This window comes from Desmonostoc vinosum (genome assembly GCF_059505385.1).
In genome coordinates this window covers 1-5138 of the sequence record NZ_JCACKM010000271.1, presented here as the reverse complement: position 1 = coordinate 5138, position 5138 = coordinate 1, and the positions used below count along the sequence as shown (strand labels likewise).

The window sequence follows — 5138 nt, the reverse complement described above, 5'->3', positions numbered from 1 at the left end:
TGAGGCGACTTGCATAAAATTTTACCCTTCAAAACTTTTCAAACAGCCTCTAATAGTTAGGAAGTAGAGACGGGCGAGACTGATAATTAATAGAATCAGCCAGTAGTGCTTGTACAAAGAAATCAATCACAGACCGACCTTGACGGCGACAGGTTTGCACTACCGTCAATAAATTGGCAGTGTGTTGAAACCGCTCCATTGAACGGGAACCACCACTAATCTTACGTTTTGTCACAGCTAAGCGAAGTGAGCGTTCAGCCTGATTGTTATCAGGAGCAACTTCAGGGTTGTCAAGGAAATACCACCATTGAGTTGCTTTATCACGCAAAGAACGTAAAAGGTTTCCTGCTGTAGCTGAGGCCAAGTTAATCCATAATTTCTTGATTAAAATCCGCAAGGCTGGATCATCGTCCCAGCACTCCACCAAAAACTCAAACCCTGGATTTTCTTTTAATACCTCCGCAATTTCCCCGGCTGCGATCGCGGGGTTTAGTCTTAACCAAGTATCTAGAGATTGATGTCTAAAAAATTACTCTTTATATTAAGTAGTCTGTTTAGATTCCCAGAACCGCAATTCGTCTTTTGAATACCTGTCAGTCTTTTTTGAGCGCTCTTTCCAGCAATCCCAAGCCACTACCACTTCTTCTCCCAAGTCCTGTACAACTTCTCCTCTCTCGATATACAAAGTGCGGTAGGGGTCAGCATGGGCAACAATAGAACCAATGCCAATTGTCTCCGGCTGTGAAGAAACTTTTTGGAGAACAGCGATTAACTTTGTTTCTTCTGGTGTCAGTTCCGCTCGATAGTCCTGTTCAATTACCTGGTATTCTTGAGCAACTGCCCAAAAATCCTGCCAAGTACAGTTGGGCTTGGCTAACACTGCTTTGATATCAGAGAGAGCTTGTGGTAAAAGTTGTAATTGCTCTGTCCGGTAAGCTAGAGCTTGTGGTGTTGCTTCTGTACCTAAAATGAGGGCGGCAGCCTGTAATGCTTGAGTATTACTGATAGCGCTAGCCAAATTACCCAACGCCATGCCCATCAGACGCAAGCATTCGGTGGCGTTATCTTTTGGGGGTTCAAGAGCAAGCGATCGCAAATCAATAGTTTTCTCTAAAGCAAGCTTTACTTGCTTGTTAAAAGCCTTGGTTGCCTGAAGAGTGAGAATATTACTCCACTTTTCTTGAGGACGTTGTTCTACAGCATGTTCCAATTCCTGAATACGTTGTTTTAGTTGCTGGTTCTCAGTTTCTAACTGCCTCAATCCCTTCATTTCATCCAAGCGCTGCTGTAACTGGATGTTTTGTTGTTTCTGCTGTTGAAACAGTTGTTGCAAAAAGGCCATTTGCTCAATCACTTGTTCTTCTGCCCTTGCTCTAGCTTCTTTCTGTAGCCCAATTCTCAGGTCTTGCTCCAGCCGTTCTAATTCTTGCTGGTGCTGTTGTTTGAGTGCGGCAATCGCTTCGGGGTATTCTTGAGGGTATATTCTCTCTGTAGGGAAGGAAATACTTGGGGCATCTAAATCTGTATTGTTGAGCAGTAATTTCTCACCCTCCGGGTTCGGCAGTGACGCTCGAGTACTCGCTAACGCTGCGCTAACGGACTCGACGGAAACCGCCAAGACTCCGACTGCCTCACCATCATCAAAGGTAACAATTTGCTGCCAGTGGTTCGGTGCATCTGCTTCTATGGTTCCCTCTTCCCCATACCTGTGATGTGACTGTGCTGAAACTGTGACTCTAGCTGATTGAGGAACCATTGGTTCCTGAAAAGATTGCTTTATGCGTGGAAGGCGAGGAACCACTTTGTTTGCAGCTGCGGCAAAATCTGATTCCCTGGGGGAGGGGTTTTCTTGCAGTGCTAGAGCAACCGCAGCCTTGAGCTTGTCTGGTTCCTTGACCAATCGCAGTAGTGGACGGGACTGACGCTCGTTTTTAATGTGTTTGCCTAATTCATCAGCTACATCAATGACTTTTTTGGCTGCCAACAATTGATTGATTCGTCGGTATCCACCCCAGGCAGATAACTCATTTTGACAGTATTCTTTGAAGCTTTTATACCCAGCATTGCGGTAAAGTTGTTGCTCACGCATCTGGAGAATTTCGTCTACCGCTTGCTACTCGAAGCGGTCGATTGTGGTAAAAGTTTTTTTGATGCTATCGTTGAGAACACTGTAATCGAAGGGTGATATTTTTTGTAAATTCTCTAGTGTCAGCATGATTGTTGCCCACTATGGTAAATGCTTGAGAAAGTAAACGTTGCAATAAGCACTAAAGTGAACAATTAGCTGATTTTTGGATTACGCCAAAAGTATGGCAGCATTATATTTAGCTCACTTTGTCGTAAACGGATTGAGCAGGCGATCGCATTGCTTTGGTCGGCGGGCGGTCGCTTCAATTTTTATGCTGCTAGTAAATCGACTTCAGCGCCTTCAGCAGAAATCTTTCTTCTATTTTCTAATATTTCAGTTTTTGCTTTTGGTTCTAAAGCAGCACCTTTTTCTATCTTTGATTTTCTTGGTGGCTCACCTTCCTCTAGCAGATCCCCCGGTTTGCAATTAAGGGATTCGCAGAATCTAGCAGCTGCCTCCAATGTAAGTGACTTGACTTTACCCTGTTCAATTTTTTGAATGAACTGAGGACTATAACCAGTTTTTCTAGCTAAGTCGTTCTGAGAAAGTCCGGCAGCTTCTCTCAATTTTTTTAATGCGATAAACACAACCATCCTCTCTAAGTAATGCTCCTATTATAAGGGGTACTACTATTGGATGTAAACATCTGGTGCTTACATCCATTGTTATTACCCTTGCTTATGTGCAACCAATAGTAGTATTACAAACTCCTATCTAAAAGTAACTACTACTTTATTGACTACTACCAATAAGAGTACTACTATATAAGGTGAGAGAAAACAAACCGCCTGCACCCGAACGCAATCAAGGGTTTGCAAATCTGAACTTTGAAAACTGCATAGCTGACGAGTCGCACTAGCCGGGGACAGGGGACACAGGCTTGCTAAACGGGCACGCAAGTTGTACACAATAAAATGAGGGGAAATGGAGCCGACACCAGAACAGATGAAACAGATTTACAGGCTATGTTATTCGCTGACAAAATACTATCTGTCGATTGAACTAGTCACTATAGACTCAAGAACTTCAAACCTCATATTTCTGGCAGGAGAAGAAACAGAAGTACATGTAAGTCCTGATGGAGAGGTAACAATTGTATGACCAAGCCGAACTTTGATCAAATGACACGACAGGAGCTACGGGCTTACGTCTTGCAACACAGAGATGACGAAGAAGCGTTTCATGCTCTGTGTGACAGAATCTACGCAACTCCCGGCATCAAAATTGACTCAATGGAGCAATTAGAGCAACTGCTCAAACAACGCACTCAAAACGAGCAACCAGAATAACAAACTTTAAAACCAACTTGAGAGTGTTGTGTAATTGCATAACGCTCTTTTTCTTCACCAAAAAGCGACCGCTCTGCCTGAGAAACAAGTGCGATCGCCTTTTATCCAAATCAATTGGAGACTTTTATTATGACTTATGTAACGCAGACACAGCAACCAATTAGCGAACAATTTTTAGCTCAAGCCAAATTAGACAAATATATTACATCCCAAGCCAACGCGATTACTCTAGAAGGATTTACCATAGTCAAAATTGCTGACTTTGACGAAGAGATATATGCAGGCGAAGAACTAATAGCCAGTATCATCTACGACCCAGAACATCTAACGCAACGATGGGTGGTAGTGGTAAACAAGGAAGAGTTTCGAGCCAATACCTATATGAAGTGCTATCGTTACATCTGCACTCAATACAAGCGAGGTGAATTGCCTGCAAAAGAGACAGAAACAGCTTGTACTACTGGCAATGAGATAATGGCACAGATTGCCAACGAGTGTGAAAAGTTTGAGTTTGATTTGATGGACGATGGCATCTACTACAACGATAAAAAGTTGGGTGAAGTAGGATGCAGCAATGGCAAGTGGTGGGTAGTCAGAGCCTCATCAGAACATCAAGAACGTGTATCGTGTGATTCTGTGGTGGATGCGGTGTGGTCGTTGCGGATGATGGAAGGTTCAGCTAGTGGTGGTATTGAAGAACGCGTTGACTGTGAGAAATGGCTTGATATGCCAGTAAATGAACTTACTACTGAACAATGGGATCGGTTGTTGGAGTACTACCCACTAGACGAAGGTGCGGAGTTAGTTGCGGCGTAAACGAAATGGTGGGTCTTGATGTCTCACCTTTGAGTTGATTGTTGTAACTCTTGCACTACCTCTAGTGATAAACCAGTAATCCGAGCAACTGCGTCAATAGCCATGCCTTCGGCTAACAGGTTAAGGGCGATTTCACGGGCTTTCTGTTGACTTCCTTCTTCAATCCCTTCTTCTCGTCCTTCTTCTCTGCCTTCAGTCAGTATTGATTTATAAATAACTGATTCGCGCATAATGTCTCTCCTGAATAAACGCCCAATCACTTCTTGTTCTAATACTAGCCCAGCCAAGATTGCGGTAGCAGCAGCAATATTACTTTGTATTCGCTTTTCACTAATTTTATCAACAGCCGCCGCCACTTGTTGTAGTGTATTAGCTAGCCTTGTTACTAGTATCAGCTAATACAGCAAATGGTAATAACCCTGGAGTTCTCAAAAATATCTCTGGTGGTTGTTCCCACAAACGAATCACCGAAAACTCGTGTCGAAGATTTTCAATAGTGAATGTGGTTTGATACACTTTTTCAGAGCTAGTTTTATCCAGATAAATTACGACTTGATATATCTGTTTATTGGGAAAGCGGCGATAGATTCGCAAGTAATAGTCAGCCATCCGAAAAGGTAGGTCTTCGTCTGGTTGAGTCTGAAATTCTATGTGGAGAACAACTTCATGTGATTGCAACAAGATTAAGGCATCAGCGCGAATTGGTTCTATCGATAATTCTGTCGGGCTTAACTTAGTTAAAGTGATAGGCTCTCCTAATAGCCAGGTTGCAAAATCAGGAGAATATAGTTCAGCAAGAAATTTACAGGTATTGTCAAACATGGAAAAAACTGAACAATGGATATTTTTGAACCCACATTCCGCAGATATTAAAGAAAATTTAGGAATTAAAAATTCCCAGAAAC

The 5138-nt window shown here is 42.8% G+C and carries 5 protein-coding genes and 2 pseudogenes; 3 read left to right on the top strand and 4 right to left on the bottom strand.

Going from position 1 to position 5138, the window contains the following annotated elements:
- Window positions 1–49: 49 nt before the first annotated feature.
- The 3 genes and pseudogenes from AC5JMF_RS29185 to AC5JMF_RS29175 form a co-directional block, all read right to left on the bottom strand.
- Window positions 50–373, bottom strand: a pseudogene (locus AC5JMF_RS29185) (IS66 family transposase); the annotation flags it as partial.
- Window positions 374–541: 168 nt separating this feature from the next.
- A complete protein-coding gene (locus AC5JMF_RS29180) occupies window positions 542–2089 on the bottom strand; it encodes a hypothetical protein (protein ID WP_495799196.1) in 1548 nt (515 codons plus the stop codon).
- Between the two features lie 308 nt (window positions 2090–2397).
- The gene (locus AC5JMF_RS29175; protein ID WP_495799195.1) at window positions 2398–2721 is read right to left on the bottom strand and encodes a helix-turn-helix domain-containing protein; all 324 of its coding nucleotides are present in this window, start codon (window positions 2719–2721) and stop codon (window positions 2398–2400) included.
- Window positions 2722–3052: 331 nt separating this feature from the next.
- On the opposite strand from AC5JMF_RS29175, the gene AC5JMF_RS29170 reads away from it, so the two are divergent.
- The 3 genes from AC5JMF_RS29170 (at window position 3053) to AC5JMF_RS29160 (ending at window position 4233) form a co-directional block, all read left to right on the top strand.
- On the top strand, window positions 3053–3229 hold the full coding sequence (locus tag AC5JMF_RS29170) for a DUF6888 family protein (RefSeq protein WP_495799194.1): 177 nt from the start codon (window positions 3053–3055) through the stop codon (window positions 3227–3229).
- Window positions 3226–3417 carry a DUF6887 family protein gene (locus AC5JMF_RS29165; RefSeq protein ID WP_495799193.1) on the top strand — a complete coding sequence of 64 codons (192 nt, stop codon included), beginning with the start codon at window positions 3226–3228 and terminating at the stop codon, window positions 3415–3417. The genes AC5JMF_RS29170 and AC5JMF_RS29165 overlap by 4 nt, the downstream gene beginning before the upstream one ends.
- Before the next feature lie 129 nt (window positions 3418–3546).
- Window positions 3547–4233 (top strand): hypothetical protein, encoded by a 687-nt coding sequence (locus AC5JMF_RS29160; RefSeq protein ID WP_495799192.1) that lies wholly within the window; start codon window positions 3547–3549, stop codon window positions 4231–4233.
- 23 nt (window positions 4234–4256) lie between these two features.
- Here the strand turns inward: AC5JMF_RS29160 and AC5JMF_RS29155 are convergent.
- Window positions 4257–5055: pseudogene (locus AC5JMF_RS29155) on the bottom strand (Rpn family recombination-promoting nuclease/putative transposase).
- Window positions 5056–5138 lie beyond the last annotated feature (83 nt).

Excerpts from the sequence above, each read along its gene's own strand:
- AC5JMF_RS29180 (WP_495799196.1), bottom strand. The coding sequence starts at position 2,089 with ATGCGTGAGCAACAACTTTACCGCAATGCTGGGTATAAAAGCTTCAAA.
- AC5JMF_RS29175 (WP_495799195.1), bottom strand. The coding sequence starts at position 2,721 with ATGGTTGTGTTTATCGCATTAAAAAAATTGAGAGAAGCTGCCGGACTT.
- AC5JMF_RS29170 (WP_495799194.1), top strand. The coding sequence starts at position 3,053 with ATGGAGCCGACACCAGAACAGATGAAACAGATTTACAGGCTATGTTAT.
- AC5JMF_RS29165 (WP_495799193.1), top strand. The coding sequence starts at position 3,226 with ATGACCAAGCCGAACTTTGATCAAATGACACGACAGGAGCTACGGGCT.
- AC5JMF_RS29160 (WP_495799192.1), top strand. The coding sequence starts at position 3,547 with ATGACTTATGTAACGCAGACACAGCAACCAATTAGCGAACAATTTTTA.